This window comes from Asanoa sp. NPDC049573 (genome assembly GCF_040676615.1).
GTDB lineage: Bacteria > Actinomycetota > Actinomycetes > Mycobacteriales > Micromonosporaceae > Asanoa.
Window position 1 is genome coordinate 547,790 of sequence record NZ_JBFAPI010000002.1, and the last position, 17,780, is coordinate 565,569.

Annotated in this window: 16 protein-coding genes and 1 pseudogene; 9 read left to right on the forward strand and 8 right to left on the reverse strand. The window is 72.7% G+C overall.

Translation table 11 applies throughout. The annotated features are described in order from the left end of the window. Nucleotides 1–184: 184 nt before the first annotated feature. The 3 genes from AB0J74_RS06210 to AB0J74_RS06220 all read right to left on the reverse strand — a co-directional run bounded on the left by AB0J74_RS06210 (nucleotide 185) and on the right by AB0J74_RS06220 (nucleotide 2,827). Entirely contained in the window at nucleotides 185–1,186 is a 1,002-nt protein-coding gene (locus tag AB0J74_RS06210) for an inorganic phosphate transporter (protein WP_363445218.1), read from the reverse strand. Nucleotides 1,187–1,190: 4 nt separating this feature from the next. Further along, nucleotides 1,191–1,817: a DUF47 family protein gene (locus tag AB0J74_RS06215; protein WP_363445220.1), complete on the reverse strand. Its 627-nt coding sequence runs from the start codon at nucleotides 1,815–1,817 to the stop codon at nucleotides 1,191–1,193. A gap of 152 nt (nucleotides 1,818–1,969) precedes the next feature. Beyond that, the gene (locus tag AB0J74_RS06220) at nucleotides 1,970–2,827 is read right to left on the reverse strand and encodes a PPK2 family polyphosphate kinase (protein WP_363445222.1); all 858 of its coding nucleotides are present in this window, start codon (nucleotides 2,825–2,827) and stop codon (nucleotides 1,970–1,972) included. A gap of 95 nt (nucleotides 2,828–2,922) precedes the next feature. Here AB0J74_RS06220 and sigJ point away from each other — a divergent pair, with 95 nt between their 5' ends. Then, nucleotides 2,923–3,873 carry an RNA polymerase sigma factor SigJ gene (gene sigJ / locus AB0J74_RS06225; RefSeq protein ID WP_363445224.1) on the forward strand — a complete coding sequence of 317 codons (951 nt, stop codon included), beginning with the start codon at nucleotides 2,923–2,925 and terminating at the stop codon, nucleotides 3,871–3,873. A gap of 6 nt (nucleotides 3,874–3,879) precedes the next feature. Here the strand turns inward: sigJ and AB0J74_RS06230 are convergent, their stop codons facing one another. Then, nucleotides 3,880–4,383: a DUF402 domain-containing protein gene (locus AB0J74_RS06230; RefSeq protein ID WP_363445225.1), complete on the reverse strand. Its 504-nt coding sequence runs from the start codon at nucleotides 4,381–4,383 to the stop codon at nucleotides 3,880–3,882. A gap of 200 nt (nucleotides 4,384–4,583) precedes the next feature. Between AB0J74_RS06230 and AB0J74_RS06235 the strand changes: the two genes are divergently transcribed. Then, complete coding sequence (locus AB0J74_RS06235) at nucleotides 4,584–6,581, forward strand: ATP-dependent DNA helicase (RefSeq protein WP_363445480.1); 1,998 nt, start codon at nucleotides 4,584–4,586, stop codon at nucleotides 6,579–6,581. Between the two features lie 236 nt (nucleotides 6,582–6,817). Here AB0J74_RS06235 and AB0J74_RS06240 read toward each other — a convergent pair whose 3' ends face one another. Continuing rightward, entirely contained in the window at nucleotides 6,818–8,098 is a 1,281-nt protein-coding gene (locus AB0J74_RS06240; RefSeq protein WP_363445227.1) for an AI-2E family transporter, read from the reverse strand. 114 nt (nucleotides 8,099–8,212) lie between these two features. Between AB0J74_RS06240 and AB0J74_RS06245 the strand changes: the two genes are divergently transcribed. Then, the gene (locus AB0J74_RS06245) at nucleotides 8,213–8,548 is read left to right on the forward strand and encodes a co-chaperone GroES (RefSeq protein ID WP_363445482.1); all 336 of its coding nucleotides are present in this window, start codon (nucleotides 8,213–8,215) and stop codon (nucleotides 8,546–8,548) included. Here the strand turns inward: AB0J74_RS06245 and AB0J74_RS06250 are convergent. After that, nucleotides 8,539–9,870 (reverse strand): annotated as a pseudogene (locus AB0J74_RS06250) (PrsW family intramembrane metalloprotease); the annotation flags it as partial. The gene AB0J74_RS06245 and the pseudogene AB0J74_RS06250 sit on opposite strands and share 10 nt — an antisense overlap. A gap of 51 nt (nucleotides 9,871–9,921) precedes the next feature. On the opposite strand from AB0J74_RS06250, the gene AB0J74_RS06255 reads away from it, so the two are divergent. Next, nucleotides 9,922–10,563: a metal-dependent phosphohydrolase gene (locus tag AB0J74_RS06255; RefSeq protein ID WP_363445229.1), complete on the forward strand. Its 642-nt coding sequence runs from the start codon at nucleotides 9,922–9,924 to the stop codon at nucleotides 10,561–10,563. On the opposite strand, the gene AB0J74_RS06260 is transcribed toward AB0J74_RS06255, so the two are convergent. After that, a complete protein-coding gene (locus AB0J74_RS06260) occupies nucleotides 10,532–10,816 on the reverse strand; it encodes a DUF4031 domain-containing protein (protein ID WP_363445231.1) in 285 nt (94 codons plus the stop codon). The two genes, AB0J74_RS06255 and AB0J74_RS06260, sit on opposite strands and share 32 nt — an antisense overlap. A 23-nt stretch (nucleotides 10,817–10,839) precedes the next feature. Here AB0J74_RS06260 and AB0J74_RS06265 point away from each other — a divergent pair, with 23 nt between their 5' ends. After that, complete coding sequence (locus tag AB0J74_RS06265; protein ID WP_363445233.1) at nucleotides 10,840–12,234, forward strand: FAD-linked oxidase C-terminal domain-containing protein; 1,395 nt, start codon at nucleotides 10,840–10,842, stop codon at nucleotides 12,232–12,234. On the opposite strand, the gene AB0J74_RS06270 is transcribed toward AB0J74_RS06265, so the two are convergent. Continuing rightward, nucleotides 12,231–14,039 (reverse strand): glycerol-3-phosphate dehydrogenase/oxidase, encoded by a 1,809-nt coding sequence (locus AB0J74_RS06270; protein ID WP_363445235.1) that lies wholly within the window; start codon nucleotides 14,037–14,039, stop codon nucleotides 12,231–12,233. The genes AB0J74_RS06265 and AB0J74_RS06270 overlap by 4 nt on opposite strands. Before the next feature lie 39 nt (nucleotides 14,040–14,078). Between AB0J74_RS06270 and AB0J74_RS06275 the strand changes: the two genes are divergently transcribed. The 4 genes from AB0J74_RS06275 to AB0J74_RS06290 all read left to right on the forward strand — a co-directional run bounded on the left by AB0J74_RS06275 (nucleotide 14,079) and on the right by AB0J74_RS06290 (nucleotide 17,745). Next, entirely contained in the window at nucleotides 14,079–16,337 is a 2,259-nt protein-coding gene (locus AB0J74_RS06275; RefSeq protein ID WP_363445236.1) for a S8 family serine peptidase, read from the forward strand. A 9-nt stretch (nucleotides 16,338–16,346) separates the two neighbouring features. After that, nucleotides 16,347–17,270 carry a GNAT family N-acetyltransferase gene (locus AB0J74_RS06280; RefSeq protein ID WP_363445238.1) on the forward strand — a complete coding sequence of 308 codons (924 nt, stop codon included), beginning with the start codon at nucleotides 16,347–16,349 and terminating at the stop codon, nucleotides 17,268–17,270. Nucleotides 17,271–17,282: 12 nt separating this feature from the next. Further along, the gene (locus AB0J74_RS06285) at nucleotides 17,283–17,450 is read left to right on the forward strand and encodes a hypothetical protein (protein WP_363445240.1); all 168 of its coding nucleotides are present in this window, start codon (nucleotides 17,283–17,285) and stop codon (nucleotides 17,448–17,450) included. A gap of 64 nt (nucleotides 17,451–17,514) precedes the next feature. Beyond that, nucleotides 17,515–17,745, forward strand: a complete 231-nt coding sequence (locus tag AB0J74_RS06290) for a hypothetical protein (protein ID WP_363445242.1) — start codon at nucleotides 17,515–17,517, stop codon at nucleotides 17,743–17,745. Nucleotides 17,746–17,780 lie beyond the last annotated feature (35 nt).

Genomic DNA, 17,780 nt, shown 5'->3' on the forward strand with positions numbered 1-17,780 from the left:
AGGCCCACAGAACAACCGCTTATCGCCGCGGTCTCGCGGACAGGGGCCTACCCGCGCGTCCATGCCCCTCTGGTGTTGCGTTGCCCAAGCGCGGGCCTGGCAGCGGAGCGAAGCGGAGCGGTCTCTGGCGGGAGCGACGGTCGTGCCCACCGCGGACCCGAGTCATCCGTTTATAGATCTTGGGTTAGAACGCCGGGCGGACCGCGTAGTAGGCCAGGGCGGCCATGGCGCCGGCCGCCGGGAAGGTCAGGACCCAGGCGGCGACGATGTTGCCGGCCACGCCCCAGCGGACCGCCGACAGCTTCTTGGTCGCGCCCACGCCCATGATCGCCGAGGTGATCGTGTGGGTGGTCGAGATCGGCGCGCCCAGCACCAGGGCGTTGAAGTAGAGCACGCCGCTGGCCACCGTCTCCGCCGCGAAGCCCTCGGGTGGGCCCAGGTGGATGATCCGGCGGCCCAGCGTGCGGATGATCCGCCAACCGCCGGCGTAGGTGCCCAGCGCCAGCACCGTCGCGGAGGTCCAGAAGGCCCACTCCGGGATGACGTCCGAGCTGCCCTGGTGGCCGCCGACGTACAGGGCCAGCACGATGATGCCGATCGTCTTGGCCGCGTCCTGCATGCCGTGGCCGACCGACATCGCCGCCGCCGAGACCGTCTGCGCCGCGCGGAAGCCGCGGTTGAGCCTGCTCGGGTGGCCGTTGCGGAAGATCACCTGGATCAGCTTCATGACCACGAAGCCCAGGGCGAAGCCGACCAGCGGCGAGAGCACCATCGGCAGTACGACGCTGTCGATGACCTTGGTCCAGAGGACCGTGCCGGACGCGGCCAGGGTGCTGCCTACCAGCCCGCCGATCAGGGCGTGGGACGACGACGAGGGCAGGCCGAAATACCAGGTGATCAGGTTCCAGACGATCGCGCCCAGTACGCCGGCGAAGACCACGCTCAGGCTGGCCGACCCGGTGGGCAGGTTGACCAGGCCGCTGCCGACGGTCTTGGCGACCTTCTCACCGAAGTGCGCGCCGATGAAGTTGCCGATCGCGGCCATCAGTAGGGCCACGCCCGGGGTCAGGGCGCGGGTGGAGACGCTCGTCGCGATGGCGTTGGCGGCGTCGTGGAACCCGTTGGTGTAGTCGAAAGCGAGCGCTATGAAGATCACCGCGAGAACGGCGATAAGGGGTGCGTCCAACGGTTCAGGATTCCTTGACCGAGATCGTCTGTACGGTGTTGGCCACGTGCTCGAAGGAGTCGCAGGCGGCCTCCAGCTCGTCGGCGACCTCCTTCATCTTCAGCACGGTGAGGGCGTCGTACTCACCGGAGAAGAGCCGCACCAGCAGCATCCGGTAGGCCTGGTCGCCCTCGTTCTCGAGCCGGTTGCACTCGATCCAGTAGTCCTCGAGGTCTTTCATCGACTTGAGCCGCGGCATCGCCTCGGCGGTCAGCTTGGCCTGCTGGTCGAGGACGTTGACCAACTCGTGCATCTCGCGCGGCAGCGCCGGCAGCTTGGTCAGCCCGTAGAGGTAGAGCAGGTTGCCGACGGCCTCGAGGTGGTCCATGACGTCGTCGAGCAGCGAGCCGAGCCGGTAGATGTCCTCGCGGTCGAACGGCGTCACGAACGTCGAGTTGATCTTTTGGTAGAGCTCGTGGGTGATCTGGTCGCTGTCGTGCTCGACCTCGGTCAGCCGCTCGCTGACCGACTGCACGTCGACGCCGGGCAGCGCGAGCTCCTGCAGGAGCTCCGTGCCACGCACGTGGTTGTCGGCCGCTCTGCTGAACAGCTCGTAGAAGACGCCGTCGCTTGGACGGAAGGAGAACTTCACGGCTCGGACCTCGTCGCGTCGAAGGGGGTGTCCGGACGCGCCATCTCGGGGAACGCGTTCGCCGAATGTTAGAAAACCTCGGACCGGTACTTTCGCCGGGCTACCAAGGTCTGCCCGACCGCAACCTTCCGTTCACCTGGCGTTCACCCAGATCAACCGTCCGCTTCCAAACGACGCCGCTGCGCAGCCACGTCGTAGTCCGGCTTCGGGTAGGTGAGCTTCAGGTCGGCGAACGTCTCGCGGAGCAAGTGGGACAGCGCCCAGTCGCGATACCACTTGCGGTCGGCCGGCAGCACGTACCAGGGCGCGGCGTCGGCGCAGCGGGCCAGCGCCTCGGCGTAGGCCGCCTGGTAGTCGTCCCAGCTGGCCCGCGAGTCGAGGTCGTCGGGGTTGAACTTCCACTGCTTGGTCGGGTCGTCGAGCCGCCGCACCAGCCGCTCCCGCTGCTCGTCGCGGGAGATGTGCAGCATGACCTTGACCACGGCGGTGCCGGAGTCGACCAGCTTGCGCTCGAAGTCGTTGATCTTCTTGTAGCGGGGGCGCCACACCGATTCAGGAGCCAGCCCATTCACGCGTACGACCAGCACGTCTTCGTAGTGCGACCGGTTGAACACGCCCACGTAGCCGACCGGCGGTAGCGACTTGCGGATCCGCCAGAGGAAGTCGTGCCGCCGCTCCTCCTCGGTCGGCGGGCCGAACGCCCTGATGTGCAGGCCCAGCGGGTTCATCGCGCCGGCGACCCGCTTCACCGCGCCGTCCTTGCCGCCGCAGTCCATCGCCTGGAGCACCAGCAGCACCGATCGCCCCAACTCGGGCTCGATCGTGCCCCGCGCGAACAGCATCTCCTGCTGGGTGGCCAGTTCGGCACCGATCCGCTCGACCTCGCCCCGGGCCCAGAGCTTGGGGTCGCTGCCGGTGACCTTGCGGCCGGGCAGGCCGGGCGTCGACCCGGGATCGACCGCGGTCAGATCGACCGGGACATCCGGGCTTTCGGACTCCACGCGCAACATGCTCCGCATATCTGGCATATCGGTGACTCCCGGTGCTACAGCGGCCGCCGGCGGCGATGCCGACGCTGGCAGAATGCCCACAAGGGGAGGCCTACATGCAAGACCTGGTGACCGACTTCGAGGCTGAGCGTGACCACCTGACGGCCGTCGCCTACCGCATGCTGGGCAGCCGGGCCGAGGCCGAAGACGCGGTGCAGGAGGCCTGGCTGCGCTATTCGGCGGCGCTGGCCGACCCGGCCGTCCGCGCCGAGATCCGCGACCTGCGCGGCTGGCTGACCACCGCGACCGCGCGGATCTGTCTCGACGTGTTGCGCTCGGCCCGGGTGCGGCGCGAGGCCTACCCCGGCCAGTGGCTGCCGGAGCCCCTGGTGAGCCGGATCGCGTCGAGCACGTTCGGGCCCGACCCGGCCGATCGGGTGGTGCGCGACGACGAGATCGGCATGGCGCTGATGGTCGTGCTGGAGCGGCTCACCCCCGAGCAGCGGGTGGCGTTCGTGCTGCACGAGGCGTTCAAGGTGCCGTTCGACGGCATCGCCGCGGCACTGGGCACCACCGTCCCGGCCGCCCGACAACTCGCGTCCCGCGCCCGCCGCGCGGTCAACGACGGCGCGCCCCGGCACCGCGCCACCCTGGCCGAGCAGCGCCGGGTGCTCGAGGCGTTCGTCGACGCGACCGAGACCGGTGACATCCAGGCGCTGGTGGCGGTCCTGGCACCCGACGTGGTCTTCATCGGCGACTCCGGCGGCCACTTCCCCGCCGCCCGCAAGCCGATCGAGGGCGCCGTGCAGGTCGCCCGCTTCGTCTTCGGCCTGCTGCGCCGGATGCCCACCGAGACGACCGGCGTACGCACGGAGATCGTCGAGGTCAACGGTGGCCTCGGCCTGCTGTTCGACGCCGTCTACCAGGACGGCCGGCCGTTCCGGTCGGTGCTCTCGTTCGCGGTCGACGACGGCCGCATTACCGCGGCCTTCAACCAGCTCAACCCGGAGAAGATGGCCCGGGTGTTGCACACGGCCGACGACGCGCCGGGCTGGCCACCTCGGTAGCCGCTCTCAGACGACGAGGGCGAGCCACTTGCGGTAGGCGGTGGCGAACGGCTCGGTGCCGTCGCCGAGAGCCTGCAGGAGCAGCTTCGCGGCGGCCTCGGCCGCGGCGACCAGGTCGTCGGGGTAGCCGAAGCGGGCCCGGTGCTCGGCGAACTCGTCTTCGTCGCGCAACTCGACGGTGCCGGTCGCGCGGCGGCGGACCACGTCGAGGTCGAGGTCGACCAGGTGCACGGTGTCACCGCGCCAGCGCGCCGGCGTGGTGATGTCGCAGTAGACCTCGCTGGTGCGCGGCGGCGGGTTGAACATTCCGGTCCACCAGGCATCGTGCGGCACAAGCACGACAAACGGGATTTTCTCCACAGACGGCCGGCCGTGGTAGACGGACTCGGTGCCCAGGGTCACGCCGAGCCATACCCCCAGGTCGTCTTCGGCGAGGCGGCGAGCGGGGTAGTCCCTGTGGGCGGATCCGTCATATTTGCGGTAGACCACCCGGACGATGTCGCTCGGCACGCAGACACCCTAACCGATCCCGGGTAACCGCTACCGCGTCACCGGGTTAACGGCACGTGGCGCCAACCGCTTTGGTCGGGGGGTACGGGTACCGTCGCACGGTGACCTCGTCAGCGCGCACCCGTCCGTCGGCCGAGGCATTGCTCAGCGCGGCGGTCGGCGCGGTTCCCGGCGGGGCCGCGCGGCCGGGCCAACAGCAGATGACCGCGGCGATCGCCGAGAGCCTGGCCTCCGGCGACCACCTGCTGGTGCAGGCCGGCACCGGCACCGGCAAGTCGCTGGCCTACCTCGCGCCGGCGCTGACCGTCGACGGCCCGGTGGTCATCTCGACCGCGACGCTCGCACTGCAGTCCCAATTGGTCGATCACGACATGCCCCGGCTGGCCGACGCGGTCGAGCCGGTGCTCGGTCGCCGGCCGACCTTCGCCGTCCTCAAAGGACGCCATCACTACCTCTGCCTGGCCCGGCTCGAAAACTCGGCCGAAGAGGAGCCCGAAGACACCCTCTTCGACTCGCCCGCGCCGGCCGCCGCCGCCCCCGTCAAGTGGCTCGGCGAGGCCGGGCGGCTGGGCAAGCAGGTGCTGCGCCTGCAGGAGTGGGCGATGGAGACCGCGACGGGCGATCGCGACGAGCTCGACCCGGGCGTCGACGACCAGGCCTGGAAGCAGGTCTCGATGCCGGCCCGCGAGTGCGTGGGCGCGCAGCGCTGTCCCTACGGCACCGAGTGCTTCGCCGAGGCGTCCCGGGTCCGGGCCCGCGAGGCCGACATCGTCATCACCAACCACAGCCTGCTGGCCGTCGACATGCTGGCCGGCCGCCACATCGTGCCGCCACACAAGCTGCTGGTCATCGACGAGGCACACGAGCTGGCCGACCGGGTCTCCTCGGCGTCGCAGGCCGAGCTGACCCCCGAGTCGGTCGACCGCGCCGCGCGCCGAGCCCGCCCGATCATCCAGCCCGAGCTGGCCGAGATGCTGCTCGAAGCCGGCGACGCGCTGGCCGTCGGGCTGGCCGAGGCGCCGGCGGGCCGCATCGTCGACGGCCTGCCCGAGCCGCTCCGCGAGGCCTGCACGCTGCTCGACGCCGCCACCCGGCGGGCCCTCGACAAGATCGGCGACATCAAGGCCGACGACCCCGACCCGGTGCGCAAGCAGCAGGCCAAGGCACTCGTCGACGACATCTCCAAGACCGCGCAGCGGCTGCTCGAAGAGGCCGGCCACGACGTGGCCTGGGTGGAAAAGCCCGACCGCCCCGGCGCCGGCCGCCGAGCGCTGGTGGTGGCCCCGCTGTCGGTGGCCGGCACCCTGGCCACCCACCTCTACGACGAGCGCACGGTCGTGGCGACCTCGGCCACACTGGCCCTCGGCGGCCGGTTCGACACGGTCGCGCGGGCGCTGGGCCTGCCGGGCGCCAACGTCCCCGCGCCACGCACCCCGGCCGCCGCCGCTTCGGCGGCCGCCACCGCGGCCCGGTCGCCCAACCTGTCGACCGCGGCGGGCGAGGTCGCCGAGATCGGCGGCCCCGGCTGGCGGTCGCTCGACGTCGGCTCGCCCTTCGAATACGAGCGCCAGGGCATCCTCTACGTCGCCGCCCACCTGCCCCGCCCGGCCGCCTCCGGGCTACCCGCGCAGGCCGGCGAAGAGCTGCTCTCGCTGGTCTCGGCCCTGGGCGGCCGCACCCTTGGCTTGTTCTCCTCCCGCCGGGCCGCGCAGCAGGCGGCCGAGCTGGTCCGGGCCCGCACCGACCTGCCGGTCCTGCTCCAAGGCGACGAGTCGCTGCCGTTGCTGGTCCGCAAGTTCCGCGACGACAAGGCGAGCTGCCTGTTCGGCGTGATGTCGCTCTGGCAGGGCGTCGACGTGCCCGGCGACGCCTGCCAACTGGTGGTCATCGACCGGCTGCCGTTCCCCCGCCCCGACGAGCCACTGGCCGCGGCCCGCGCGGCGGCGGTCGACGCCAGCGGCGGTTCCGGCTTCGCCGCGGTCAGCGTGCCGATCGCGGCGATCCGGCTGGCCCAGGGCGCCGGGCGGCTGATCCGTTCCCACGGCGACAAGGGCGTGGTTGCGGTACTCGACTCGCGCCTGGAGACGGCCCGCGGCTACGGGGCGTTCCTGCGGAAGTCGCTGCCTCCGTTCTGGTATACGACGCGGCAGGAGGTGGCGGTCGGCGCCCTGAAGCGCCTCGCCGCCGCGGCCACCTGACGTCAACCCCCCGCGCCGACGACGGCAGCGTCCGTGTCCGGCAGGGCACCCTGACCACCACAGCCAACCGCCACCAACCGCTGGCGGCCAGCTCGTCAGGGCATCCCTGGCGAAGCGCCACCCAACGACGCGGCAATGCCCACAGGGCAGCTCGACGATCAAGCGGGACCCAGCAACGGCGGCGCAGACGTGACAGGCGCTTCCCACACGGGTGCAGAGCAAGAAGATCAGCTCGCCTATTGGCGCGTGCTGACGACCTCGACACCAGGCGGGATGCTCGGGGGGCGGCGCTTGTTGAGGCGGCGGACGGCGGTGTTGAGCACAGCGATCAAGGGCACCGCGACCAGCGCACCCACGATGCCGGCGATGACCACGCCGGAGGCGATGCTGACGATGATCGCCAGCGGGTGGATCGCCACTGCCCGGCCCATGATCAGCGGCTGCAGTACGTGGCCTTCGAGCTGTTGGACCCCGATCACCGCGCCCAGGATGATCAAGGCGACGATCGGGCCCTGCGCGACCAGGGCGACCAGCACTGCCACGGCGCCTGACAGCGCGGCACCGACGATCGGGATGAAGGCGCCGAGGAAGACCAGCGCGGCCAGTGCGAACGAGAACGGTATTCGGAAGATCACCAACGCGATCCCGATGCCCAATGCATCGATGAAGGCGACCAGCACCGTCGCCCGTACGTAGTTGCCGAGGGCCGACCAGGACGCCTGGCCGGCGTCGTCGATCCGCCACCGGGCGCCGATCGGGAACAGCCGCACGATGAACCGCCAGATCTTGCGGCCGTCGCGCAGGAAGAAGAACGTCGAGAAGAGCACCAGCACGGCGCCGGTCAGCACCTCGGCCACCGTCGCCGCCGTGGCCAGCGCCCCGCTGGTGAACCGCGACGAGTTGTCGGTGATCCACGACTGCGCCTCGTCGATGTAGCGGTTGAGCTGCGCGTCGCTCAGGTGCAGCGGCCCGGTGCGCAGCCAGTCCTGGATCTGCCGGACGCCCTTGGCGGCGTCGTTGCTGAGCTGCGGCGCGCCCGAGACGAACTCGTTGACCACCAGGGTCAACGTGCCGGCCACGGCCGCCAGGCCGCAGACCATCACCACCACCACCGCGAACGTGCGGTGCAACCGGGCCCGCAGCAGCCAGCCGACGGCCGGCGACAGGAAGGCGGTCAGCAGCAGCGCGATGGCCAGCGGGATCATCACGAAGCGCAGGATGCCGACCACCCGCACCAGGCCGTACACCGCGATGGCCAGCACCAGAAGCCGCCACGACCAGGCGGCCGAGATGCGCAGGCTGTAGGGCACGTCGGCGTCGTCGCGGCTGGTCGTCGACGGGTGCACGGGCGCCGGCGGCGGTGGCGGCTCGGCCTCGGGCAGCACGGGTTGGAAGTGCTCGGCCGGGGCCTCGGCGACGGCGACGGGCTCGCGGGCAGCCCGCGCCGCCCGGACGGAGTCGCGGCCCGCCTGGTAGGCGCGCTGGACGCTCGCCCGCACCTGCTGGAACCGACCCAAGACTCCCCCTGACTTGTGAATCGCCCTCCCACGGTAGCGGGAAGCGCCGGACGCCCTTAGCCCATCCGACCCGGAGTCGTCCCGGACTTTGCGCGAGGTAGCGTTCCCCGCGTGATGGCCGACTCCGACACCGACGAGAAGCTGCCCATCCGGCTGCTGCACGACCGCGTCCTGGTCCGAAACGACGGCGCCGAGGGCGAGCGCCGCTCCACGGCCGGCATCGTGATTCCCGCCACGGCCTCGATGGGCCGGCGGCTGGCCTGGGCGACCGCGGTGGGCGTCGGCCCGCACGTGCGCTCGATCGTCACCGGCGACCGGGTGCTCTTCGACCCCGACGACCGCTCCGAGGTCGAGTTGCACGGCCGGCAGTACGTGCTGCTCCGCGAGCGCGACGTGCACGCCGTCGCCGCGCAGCGGGTGGAGAACGACTCGACCGGGCTCTACCTGTAGCGGCTGTAGGGCATCGGCGGGCCGTAGTAGGGCACCGGCGGGGCCAGCACGACCGGGATCGGCACCACCGGGTCGTCGGGCGCGGGCAGTGGGCGGCGTACGCCGTCGGGGAACATCACCTGATAGCCCGTGCCGTCCCAGACGGCCGGCGGCACCTGCGGGTCGCGACCGACGAAGGCCTGCCGATACATCGAGATCTCGGAGAGCAACCGCTGCTCGTCGCGCTCCGCGCGGGCCCGGTCGGCCGGCCGGCTGTCGAGGCCCCGCTGCAGGCCGTCGCGGAGCAGCGCGAGCCGGGTCGCCGCGAATTGGAAACCGCGCATCGCCTTGAGCCCGGACGGCCCGGCCACCCGGCGGGCCCACTGCCGGGCGGAGTGCCGCCGGGCCAGCGAGCCGAGCGACGCCACCTCGGGCGGGCTGAGCCAGCCGGCCTGCACGTAGACCGGCAGGGCCCGCTCGGTGAGCCGACCTTCCCAACCGCGCAGCCAGATGGTCAGGCCGACCACACCGAAGAAGACCGGCACCATCAGCGCGATGTAGCCGTAGAGCAGGATCAGCCCCTCGCCGGTCGCCTGGGCCAGCGTCGGCACCAGGTTCCAGGTGCCGTGCAGCATCATCGCCACCAGCAGGCCGGCCACCGGCGCACAGAACCGCACCCAGCGGTCGGCCGAGCGGGCCGCGATGCCCAGCCCGATGCCGGTCATCGAGGTGAACAGCGGATGGGCGAAGCCGGTCAGGAAGATCCGGACGATGAAGGTCAGGATCAGCATCTGGGCGCCGGCCGCCGGGCCGTAACGCTCCGCGCCCGCCGCGTAACCGTGGCCGCCGAGGTAGAGGATGTTCTCCACCATCGCGAAGCCGACCGCCGACAGCCCGCAGTAGACGATGCCGTCGGTGATGCCGGAGAACTCCCGGCGGAACAGCACCAGGATCAGCGCCGGGCCGAGCGCCTTCATGGTCTCCTCGATGAACGGCGCGACCAGCACCGCCACCAGGCTGTCGGGCAGCCCGAGCCGGGCGAACACGTGCACCGCGCCGGTGTTGACCCCGTAGGCGACCAGAGTGGCGACGAACGCGCCCCAGGTGAACGCGACCGCGAGCAGCCGGGCCGGCTCGGGCTCGTAGCGGTCGAGCCAGAGGAAGCACGCGACCAGCACCGGGACCGGCAGGATCGCCGCGGCGAGGCCGATCACCGTGGCCTGGACGCCGATGTTCCAGCCGAGCACGACCGACATCGTGATGGCGCAGAGCGCGATCACCACGGTGACGCCGAGCAGCACCAGCACCCGCCAGCCCCGCCCACGCTCCTCGGGCACGGCGGGGTGCAGGGGCAAGGTCATGCGGACAGCGTAGCCACGGACCAGAATGGTGGGGTGAGAGATCTCGCCGCCGCCTGGCGCGCTGCTGTCAGGGGCGCCGGCGCGACCGCCGACGACCACGCCGTCGACGCCGAGGGTTCGGCGCTGCTTTCCCGCTGGGCCGAGCCGCACCGGCACTATCACACGCTCGAACACCTGGCGACGGTCCTCTCCATCGTGGATGAGGAGGCCGACCAGGCGGACGAGCCCGACCTGGTCCGGCTGGCCGCGTGGTTCCACGACGCCGTCTACGACCCGCACACGCCCGGCGACGGCAACGAGCGGGCCTCCGCCGAGCTGGCGGTGGTCTCGCTGGTGACGCTGGGTGTGCCCACGACCGCGATCGACGGCGTACGGCGCCTCGTGCTGCTCACCGCCGGCCACGCCAGCCAGGCCGACGACCGCGACGGGGCGTTGCTCTGCGACGCCGACCTCGCCGTGCTGGCCGGGCCGCCGGCCGCCTACGACGCCTACGCCGCGGCCGTCCGCCGCGAGTACGAGTTCGTCCCGGACGCCGAGTTCCGCGCCGGCCGGGCCCAGATCCTGCGCCACCTGCTGGAGCTGCCCGCCCTCTACCGGCTGCCCGACCTGGCCGAGCGCTGGACCGAGCCGGCCCGGGCCAACCTCATCCGTGAGCTGGGCGCCCTCGACCGTTGAGGTGCTTGGGTCGGCGCAGACCGGACTCCCGCAGCAGGCGCACGATCTCCCGACTCGGCACCACCGTCGCGCCCAGCCACACCGCCATCGCGAACCGGTCGGCGGGCACGTCGTAGTGATCACGGTCGAACGCGCGCCGGGGCGAACCGAGCATCTCGGCGAACGCGTGCAACTCGGCGTAGGAGACGTCACTGACCAGATGTGACCAGAGTCGCCCTCGCGAAGGCCAGGCCGGGGGATCGAGGTAGACCACCCGAAGAGGCTAACGTCGCTGGTATGGCTGATCTGGTGACGGAGCTGCGCGCGGTGTTGCCCGAGGGGGCGGTGCTGACTGACCCCGACCTGCTGCGCGGCCACCAGCGCGACGAGGCCGACCTGGTGCCGTTCGGCACGCCGGCCGTCGTGGTCCGTCCGCGGACGACCGCCGAGGTCGTGGCCGTGGTGCGGGCCGCCGCCCGGGCCGGCGTCCCGGTCGTGCCGCAGGGCGCCCGCACCGGCCTCGCCGGCGCCGCCAACGCGGTCGACGGCGCCGTGGTGCTCTCCACGGTGGCGATGGACCGGATCATCGAGATCGACCCCGTCAACCGCTACGCCGTCGTGCAGCCCGGTGTGGTCAACGCCACGCTGGCGGCCGCCGCCGTCGAGGCGGGCCTGCGCTATCCGCCCGACCCGGGCTCGTGGGAGTCGTCGACGATCGGCGGCAACGTGGCGACCAACGCGGGCGGCATGTGCTGCGTCAAATACGGCGTGACCGCCGAGTACGTGCTCGGCCTCGAGGTCGTGCTGGCCTCCGGCGAGGTGCTGCGCACGGGCCGGCGTACCGCCAAGGGTGTCGCGGGTTATGACCTGACCCGCTTGTTCGTGGGCTCCGAGGGCACCCTCGGGGTGATCACCGAAATCGTGGTCGGGCTCCGCCCCGCCGCCGACGCCTCGCTCACGCTGATCGCTCTGTTCCCGACGACGGCCGCGGCCGGCGCCGCGGTGGCCGCGATCTCGTCCGGCGGCTTCTCACCCAGCCTTCTCGAGTTGCTCGACCAGACCCACCTGAAGGCGATCGAGGCGCTGCGCCCGATGGGCCTGCGCACCGACGCCAAGGCGCTGCTGCTCGCGGCCGTCGACACCGGCAGCCGGGCGGCCGAGGACCTGGCCGCGATCGAGGCGGTCTGCGAAGCGGCCGGCGCGCTGGAGGTGTTCGCGGCGACCGACCAGGTCGAGGCGGCCGAGTTGCTGCGCGCCCGCCGGCTGGCCCATCCGGCGATGGAGAAGTTCGCGGCGGAGACCTACCCCGATGGCAGCGGCGGGATCATCATCGACGACATCGCCGTGCCGCGCACCGAACTGGCGGCCATGCTCGACGGCATCGAGAAGATCGCTTCCGAGTACGGCGTGCCGATCGGCGTCGTCGGCCACGCCGGCGACGGCAACCTGCACCCCAACATCGTGGTCGACCGGCTCGACCCGGACTCGGTCGCGCGCGGCCGGGCCGCGTTCGACGAGATCATGCGGCTCGGCCTGGCGATGGGCGGCACCTGCACCGGCGAGCACGGCGTCGGGCTGCTCAAGAAGGACTGGCTGGCCCAGGAGATCGGCCCGGTCGGCATGGCGGTGCACCGCGCGATCAAGACCGCCCTCGACCCGGCCGGGCTGCTCAATCCCGGCAAGATCTTCTAGAGAGCGGCGCTGCTGGGGATCTCCAGGCCGCGGTCGGCGGCCAGGCCGCGCACGTCGGCGGCGCCCATCCGGGCGGCGTCGGCGGTGGCGTCGTCGGGCATTCGCTGCGACTCGCGCTCGGCGTCGACCCGGGCCAGGTAGTGCTCGACCTCGCGGCGGCGCACCGCGTCGTCCCAGCCGAGCACGGCGCCCATCACCTCGGTCGCGTGCTCGGCCGACTCGGCGCCGCGGTGTGCGGTCTCGAACGAGATCCGGGTGCGCCGGGTGAGCACGTCGTCGAGGTGCAGCGCACCTTCCGCGTAGGCGGCGTAGGCCACCTCGGCGGCGAGGTATTCCGGCGCTCCGGCCAGCGGGGCGGCCAGCGCCGGATCGGCCTCGACCAGGGCGAGCAACTCGTTGGTGAGGGTGCCGTAGCGCTCCAGGAGGTGCTCGACCACGCCGGCCGGCACGCCGCGCCGCCGGGCCAGGTCGGCCCGGTCGCGCCAGGTGGCCGCGTAGCCGTCGGCACCGAGCAGCGGTAGCTCCGCCGTGGTCGACCGCTGGCCGCCACCGAGCCGGCGGACCGCGCGGTCGACCACGTCGGCGGCCATCACCCGGTAGGTCGTGTATTTGCCGCCCGCGACCAGCAGCAGGCCGAGCATCGGCTCGATCACCGCGTGCTCGCGGGACAGCTTCGAGGTGGCCTCGGCCTCGCCGCTGAGCAGCGGGCGCAGTCCGGCGTACACCCCTTCGATGTCGTCCGTCGAGAGCGGCCGGGCGAGCCAGGGGTTGACCTGGTCGAGGATGTATTGGATGTCGCGGGCCGACGCGGCCGGGTGCGACCGGTCGAGCTGCCAGTCGGTGTCGGTGGTGCCGATGATCCAGTGCCCGCCCCACGGGATCACGAAGAGCACCGAGGTGGGCGTGCGCAGGATCAGCCCGGCCTCGCCGGTGATCGCGCTGCGCGGCACGACCAGGTGCACGCCCTTGGACGCGCGGACCCGGAAGCCGGGGCGGACGCCGACGTCGCCGAGCATCCGCGACATGTCGTCGCTCCACACGCCGGTCGCGGCGATGACCGTGCGGGCGCGCACCTCGAACTCGGCGTCGGGATCGCCCGGCCGGGCCTCCATGTCGCGCACCCGGACACCGACGACCTCGCGGGCCTGGCGCAGGAAGCCGACCGCGCGGGCGCTGGTCACCATCGCGGCGCCCAAGCTGGCGGCGGTGCGGGCCAGCGTGACGACCAGCCGGGCGTCGTCGACCTGGCCGTCGAAGTAGCGGATCGCGCCAGTGGTCACGTCACCGCGCAGGCTCGGGAACAGCCGCCGGGCGCCCTCGCGGCTCAGGTGGCGGTGCAGCGGCATGCCCCGGCCGTGGCCGAGAACGCCGGCGAACGCGTCGTAGGTCGCGACACCGAGGCCGTAGTAGGCGCGCCGGAACGCGCGCAGCGGCAGCCCGCCGGCCGGCAGCGGCACCAGGATCGGCACCGGGCGGACCAGGTGCGGTGCCAGCCGGGTGGAGAGCAGGCCGCGCTCGGTGAGCGCCTCGTGCACCAGACCGAACTCGAGCTGCTCCAGATAGCGCAGGCCGCCGTGGATCAGCTTGCTCGACCGGCTCGACGTGCCGGCGGCGTAGTCACGGGCCTCGATCAGCGCGACCTTGAGGCCGCGGGCCGCGGCGTCGAGGGCGGCACCGGCGCCGGTCACCCCGCCGCCGACGACCAGCACGTCGAACCGCTCGCTGCGCAGCCGGCGCAGGTCGTCGGCGCGCCGGGTCGCGGAGAGGTGGCTCGCGGCGAAGCGGGATATCGCGGGGTCTCGCACGGGTCCACCGTAACCCCGCCGGGCTTTACGCTGGCGCGCATGGCTGCCCCCGCTGATCGCCCGGCGCCGCCGCGTTGGCTCGGCATCCTCGCGGCGATCGTGGCCGGCGGCTGGATCGTCCTGGCGACCGCGGCCACCCAGGGCCTGGGCTATCTGCTCGACCACCTCCAACTCGTGACGGCGTGGTCGCTGCCGGTGTGGACCTGGCCGGCGGTCGGCGTGTTCGGCTTCCTGCTGATGGGCGTGCCGGCCCTGCTGGCCGCCGTGTTGCCAGTCACCGCGGCCGGCCGGGCCGCCGGACGCGCCTGGTTCTCGGGCGCGGCCCTGCTCGCGGTGTTGACCGCGCTGCGGATCGTCCCCGTCGCGCAGCACGAGCTCTATCTGACCCTGCTCGCGGTGGTGGCGCTCGCGCTGACCGCGCTGGTCGGCCGGCCGGGCCGGTCGGCTTCGGTCCTGCTCGGGGTGGCCGGCGGGGTGCTGCTGCTGGCGCCCTGGCTGGTGCTTGGCGCATTGGGCGGCGTGCTCGAGACCGTGCTGGCGGTGCTGGCGGCGGCCGCGGTCGGGCGGCTGGCCGCGGCGCTGCTCGGCCCGCGGTTCTGGGAGTCGATGGCGGGGTGGAGCCGGGCCCGGGTGATCTGGGTCGGCGGTCCCCGGGCGGCGGTCGCGCTCGCCCTGCTCGGTGCCGGCGTCGGGCACAGCGGCCCGCAGTTGGCGGTCCTGATCGGGCTGCCGCTGGTCGGGTTCGCGCTGGCCGCGCTCCGGGATCCGCCGGTCTCCTGGCTCGTCGGCTTCGCGGTGGTCGGGCCGTTGGCGTTCGTCGACCCCGAGGAGACGACGCTGTTGCTCGCCGGGCGCGACGCGCCCTTCTGGGCGGCCATCGCCGCCGGCGCCGCACTCGTCATCGGGGTGCTCGTCGCCATGGCGTACGGCCTGGGCCTGCGCTTTGTGGCGGTGCGCCGCCCGGTCGCCGCGACGCTGGCCGGAGTGCTGGCCCTCGGCGGGCTGGTGGCCTACCTCGGGCCCGGGCAGCCGGGCTTCGCGGGCGAGCGGCTGTTCGTGGTGCTGTCGAGCCAGGCCGACCTGTCGGGGTTGCCGGCGGGGACCGGCCAGGCGGCGCTGACCGCCCGCACCACCGAGGTCTACCGCCGGCTGGTCGAGCACGCCGATCGCACCCAGGCCGGCCTGCGCCACGAACTCGACCGGTGGCACCTGCGTTACACGCCCTACTACCTGGTCAACGGCATCGAGGTGCACGGTGGCGGCCCGGTGCTGAGGGAGTTCCTGTCCCGCCGGGCCGACGTCGACCGGGTGCTGGTCGACCAGGTGCTGCGACCACTGCCGGCACCCGCGCTGTCGATCCACACTCCCGGCGTGGCGTTGTCGGGCCCGCGGTGGAACCTGGAGCAGGTGCACGCACCGGAGGCATGGGCCGACGGCGTGACCGGGAAGGGCATCGTGATCGGCAGTTCCGACTCGGGCGCCGACGGTGCACACCCGGCGCTGGCGCCCGGCTTCCGCGGCGGCGACGACTCGTGGTTCGACCCGTGGAACGGCACGACGGCGCCGACCGACGCCGGCTTCCACGGCACACACACGCTCGCCACCGCGGTCGGCGCCGGAGTCGGGGTGGCGCCGGGCGCGCAGTGGGTCGGTTGCGTCAACCTGGCCCGCAACATGGGCAACCCCGCCCGCTATCTCGACTGCCTGCAGTTCATGCTGGCCCCGTTCCCGGCCGGCGGCGACCCGTTCACGGCGGGCCGGCCGGCGCGCGCCCCGCAGGTGCTCACGAACTCCTGGGGTTGCCCGCGGATCGAGGGCTGCGACCGGCGCGCGCTGGAGCCGGCGGTGCACGCCCTCGACGCGGCCGGCATCTTCGTCGTCGCCTCGGCCGGCAACACCGGCCCGACCTGCGGCTCGGTCACCGACCCGCCGGCGACCTACGCCGAGACGTTCACGGTTGGTTCGGTCGACTCGTCCGGCACGCTGGCCGACCACTCCAGCCGCGGGCCGGACAAGCCCGACCTGGTGGCGCCCGGGGTCGACGTGGTCTCGGCGCTGCCCGGTGGGCGCTACGGCGCGCTGACCGGGACCTCGATGGCCGGGCCGCACGTCGCGGGCGTGGTGGCGCTGCTGTGGTCGGCGCGGCCCGCGCTGGTCGGCGATGTCGCCAAGACCCGGGAGATCCTGCGCAGCACGGCCGCTCCGGTGCAGGTCGGCGACGTCGGGCCGTGCACGCCGGCCCAGGCGGCCGGCGCCGGGCTGGTCGACGCATCGGCGGCGCTGGCGGCGGCCGGGTAGCCTCCGCTCGTGGATCATCCCTACGAGCTCGCTTCGCTGAGCCCCGACCTCGTCCCTGGCGTCGTGGCGCTGTGCCAGGTCGCGCTGGACCTCGCGGACGACGCCGCCGAGGCCGAGGTCATCGTCGGGCGGCTGCGGCATCCCGGCCCGCTTCCGGGTTCGGCCGGCGAACGGCGTACCACCGGATGGGTCGCTCTTTCCGGGTCTGACGTGGTCGGCGTCGTGCTCGGGTCGACCGGCTTCCGCGACCCCTCGGTCGGGCACGTCGACCTGATCGCGGTGCATCCCGACCACCGGCGGCACGGTATCGGCCGCGCGCTGCTGGCCCGCGTCGAGTCGGCGCTGGCCGGGTTCGGCGCCCGCGCGGTGGCGCTGGTCGGAAACGCGCCGGTGTACGCGTGGCCGGGCATCGACGTGCGCTACACGCCGGCCGTGTGCCTGGCGGAGGCGAGCGGGTACGCGCGCGAGTCGGTGGCGTGGAACATGACGGCCGACCTGACGCCCGGCTCGCTGGCGCTGGAGTCGACGGCGCCGGCGGAGGCGCGGCTCGCCGCGGCCGGGGTGGCGGTGCGCCGGGCGGTAACCGCCGACGTGCCCGGGCTCGTGGAGTTCGCGCAGGAGCACTTCGGGCTCGGGTGGGGTGCGGAGATCAGCGAGTCGGCCGGCATCCACTTCGCGGTGCGCGATGGTTCGGTGCTCGGCTTCGCGTGCTGGGGGTCCTCGCGGCCGTCGTATTTCGGGCCGATGGGCACCGCCGCGGCGGCCCGGGGGCTCGGTGTCGGCGGCGTGCTGTTGCGGCGGTGCCTGCAGGAGCAGCACTCCGCCGGTCTTTCCTCGGCGCAGATCGGCTGGGTCGGGCCGGTCCCGTTCTATTCGGCGAACTCCGGGGCACGGATCGAGCGGGTCTTCTTCCTCTACCGCCGGCAACTATGATGCGTATTTAGCGTGTTTGGTACGCATTTCCACTGCACGATGGATGCGCTGTCCCCTGAGGAGGACCATCGGGTCGCGGCCCCGGTGGAGGCGCGCTCGGTCGGCACCGGTGGGCTGCGCCCGGTGGTGCTGATCAGCACGGCCGCCGCGACCAAGGGCCCGGAGCTGGAAGATATGTAGCTCGCGCGGTGCATTGTGTCGCGATTCCCCGGCGGGATGGCATGCCAACCCCTAACGTGCCGGCATGACCCTCGAAGACGAGCCGACCGCGGAGCCCTCCGGTCCCGGCACGTCCGGCGACCGGCCCGCGGCGGACGACCTTCCGAACGACCTCGCCGCCCGACTTCCCGGCGGTTCAGACGGCGACCTCGCTGCCGAGCTTCCGGGTGACCTTGCGGACGATCTTGGTGTTGATCTTCCGGTGCGGTCCCTGACGAGCCGGGCGGACAAGCGCCGGAACCAGCGCCGGCGGTAGGCCGGAGAGCCGAAAGGGCGGCCCGCTCGCGCGGA

Coding starts and splice junctions, on each gene's coding strand:
- sigJ (WP_363445224.1), top strand. CDS start 2,923: ATGCAAGACCTGGTGACCGACTTCGAGGCTGAGCGTGACCACCTGACG.
- AB0J74_RS06220 (WP_363445222.1), bottom strand. CDS start 2,827: ATGTTGCGCGTGGAGTCCGAAAGCCCGGATGTCCCGGTCGATCTGACC.
- AB0J74_RS06265 (WP_363445233.1), top strand. CDS start 10,840: ATGGCTGATCTGGTGACGGAGCTGCGCGCGGTGTTGCCCGAGGGGGCG.
- AB0J74_RS06245 (WP_363445482.1), top strand. CDS start 8,213: ATGGCCGACTCCGACACCGACGAGAAGCTGCCCATCCGGCTGCTGCAC.
- AB0J74_RS06290 (WP_363445242.1), top strand. CDS start 17,515: ATGACCCTCGAAGACGAGCCGACCGCGGAGCCCTCCGGTCCCGGCACG.
- AB0J74_RS06235 (WP_363445480.1), top strand. CDS start 4,584: ATGACCGCGGCGATCGCCGAGAGCCTGGCCTCCGGCGACCACCTGCTG.
- AB0J74_RS06275 (WP_363445236.1), top strand. CDS start 14,079: ATGGCTGCCCCCGCTGATCGCCCGGCGCCGCCGCGTTGGCTCGGCATC.